At 59.8% G+C, this 1952-nt stretch carries 2 protein-coding genes and 1 pseudogene; all 3 read right to left on the reverse strand.

Features of this window, described 5'->3' with window-relative positions; all coding sequences use genetic code 11:
• A partial coding sequence (locus DID99_RS36425; protein ID WP_148094709.1) for a hypothetical protein occupies nt 1-703 on the reverse strand: 703 nt, incomplete at its 3' end.
• A 467-nt stretch (nt 704-1170) separates the two neighbouring features.
• Nucleotides 1171-1392 (reverse strand): annotated as a pseudogene (locus DID99_RS36430) (Presumed portal vertex protein); the annotation flags it as partial.
• 29 nt (nt 1393-1421) lie between these two features.
• A partial coding sequence (locus DID99_RS36435) for an IS3 family transposase (protein ID WP_260444794.1) occupies nt 1422-1952 on the reverse strand: 531 nt, incomplete at its 5' end.

Consider the following 1952-nt stretch of genomic DNA (forward strand, 5'->3'; position numbering starts at 1 on the left):
GCTGGGCGAGCGGAAGGTAGTAGATCGCGCTGGCGAGCATGGCCAGCGGCTCGCCCCGTTGTTCTTCCGGTATCGCCGTGATCGCTGCAAACAGAGCCGTGAAGGCCGCCTCGCGCTGGGCGAGCGGAAGGTAGTAGATCGCGCTGGCGAGCATGGCCAGCGGCTCGCCCCGTTGTTCTTCCGGTATCGCCTTGATCGCGGCCAACAGAGTCGGGAAGGCCGCCTCGCGCGGGGCCTGCGAAAGCTGGCAGAGCACGCCGGCGAGTTTGGCCAGCGGCTCGCCCCGTTGTGCTTCCGGTAGCGCCTTGATCGCGGTCAACAGAACCGTGAAGGCCGCGTCGTGCCGGGCTTCCGGAAGCGACCCAAGATCGCCGGCAAGTCGGGCCAGCGGCTCGCCCCGTTGTTCTTCCGGTAGCGCCTTGATCGCGGTCAACAGAACCGTGAAGGCCGCGTCGCGCTGGACCCGCGGAAGGTGGTAGAGCACGCTGGCGAGTTCGGCCAGCGGCACGCCCCGCTCCGCCGCCGGCAGCGTCTCAACCTTGGCAAGCATCAGCCGAAGCTGCGACGTGCAGCAGTTTTTCGAACCCGATTTGATTGCGTCGGCGAATGCGATGACCACGCTGGAATTGCGCTCGTCCTTGGTAGTCTCAGTGATATGCTTGGAACCCGCCAAGGCTAACGACTTGAGGTCGTTAGCCTTCAATCTCTTCGCGATTAGCCGTATTATTTCAGACGGCTGATTGGCTAACCCATCCGGCTGCTGATTAGCCAAGCCATCTGGCGGCCGACTAGCTGGACGTGGCGGCACCCGAATGGATCCCTGAAGCGTGGGAACGGTATCGGCACGCGCCTTGGCCGACGCTGCCAATCCTGCGTGCGGGACATTACCTGCTTCCGAGGAGCAACTCAGATGGGAATCGAGAAATTTAAAAATACTTGAGATGGCAGTCCGAAAAGATGCCCGGAACCCGTGGCCGGAATCACACTGGACCCTAAAGTTGCGCAATGTTGCGTTGTTGTCAACCTCAGTTGAATGATGAGTCGACACCGTTGAGAAAGGCAGCGCGCTGGGAATGCGGGGCATGACAGCCTCCCGAAACATAGAATGGATGTCACAATACCCGACGATTACCTTTCATTCCTCCGGAAACGAGGATAACCTTAGGATTTGTCAACGTCTTCGTGCTTGTCGGCCGGGTCAGTCATGTAGACGTTCTTGTAGTAGCGCCAGCGGAACAGCGTCGCGCGTTCGTTCAGCCATGTCGAGTTAAGCGCCGACAGGTATTCCGGTAGACCGTAAATCTTCTGATTCAGGTTCGGCTCGCGCAGGTGATAGATCGCACCCGCTTCGAACGCGTCGGGCTCAAGCACGCTCCTCACGGACCAGTACTGACCGCAGTGCCCGTCCTGAAATGTAGTGGTCAACTAATCCCGGACACTGCGTTAAGTTTTTCTTCCGCAACCGCCGGCGCCAGTCCGTCATTGAACTGATGCGGCCGTATCCAGTTGTACCGGTGCATCAGGTAGTGGCTGATGTCCCGGTGTGCCTCCTGCGCCGACATGTAGCCCACTGACGGTAGCCATTCGGTCTTGAAGCTGCGGAACAGCCTCTCCATCGGGGAGTTGTCCCAACAATTTCCTCGACGGCTCATGCTCTGCTGTATCCGATAGCGCCAGAGGCGCTGACGGAATTTCCGGCTTGCATATTGACTACCGCGATCGGAGTGCAGCAGCAATCCAGGTGGCGGCTTGCGTTGCCAGCACGCGCTGCGCAAGGCCTGGCAGACCAGATCCGCGTTGATTCGCTCGGACATCGACCAGCCGACGATGCGCCGGCTTGCCAGATCCAGGATCGCGGCCAAATACAACCAACCCGTGCGACACGTGTCGCCGTCCGCCGGACGTAAATCGGTAATGTAGTGGATGGCAAAGTCTGTTTCTGTCTTGTCACG

The organism is Burkholderia sp. Bp8986 (genome assembly GCF_003854225.1).
Taxonomy (GTDB): Bacteria; Pseudomonadota; Gammaproteobacteria; order Burkholderiales; family Burkholderiaceae; genus Burkholderia.